This is a genomic window from Vibrio sp. 704 (assembly GCF_033339295.1).
In genome coordinates, this window is the sequence record NZ_JAWOUH010000517.1 from 1 (window position 1) to 664 (window position 664).

Sequence of the window (664 nt, forward strand, 5' to 3'; positions counted from 1 at the left end):
CATTACAAGTAGTATTGGCGGTAAGCCTTGCTGCTTAAGTTGTTGTCGAATCAAAGGTAAGTTTTGTTGGAACTGACCAAGAATATTCGGTTCGATTGGGAAACTATCGAGAACCACTGTACCTGAAGCTTGTGCTTGTTGCAGCGACGTCAGTAGCATTTGCTCCAATTCATCCGATAAAGCGTAAACATTGAGCTCAGGTTTTTGCCCTGCAATTAAGTTAACTAGCGTGCGTTTTAGTGCGCAGCGAACATCAGCAGCTAACAAAATCGGGTCTTTCGTGTTTTCTGAAGACTCCAGCATGGTATTCGCAATGGTTCGGATGTCTTTTAGTGGCACCTGATCAAGCAATAGCTGGCGGTACACTTTGAGCTGTTGAGCTGGGTTAAGTGCAGCGGCTAAGGCTTCTGCCAATTTCGGCGCTTGTTGGGTTAAGCGCTGCGTCATCGCTTCTACATCATCGTGTGTAAACAATTCTGCAAGGTTGGTTTTCATGATCTTGCTGATGTGCGTTGCGATCACGGTACCGTCGTCCACGACTTGGTAACCCATGTTGAGTGCCTTCGCCTTGTCTTGATGTTCAATCCAAACCGCAGGAAGTTGGTAAGCAGGATCGCTCCCTAGAATGCCATCGATTTCACCGTAGGTGTCGCCAACGGCAATC

1 protein-coding gene is annotated in these 664 nt (G+C 47.3%); it reads right to left on the reverse strand.

Annotation, left to right across the window (positions count from 1 at the left end):
* Positions 1-664, reverse strand: a 664-nt coding sequence (locus R7R24_RS27480; RefSeq protein WP_318120235.1) for an FHIPEP family type III secretion protein, incomplete at both ends; no start/stop codon positions are given.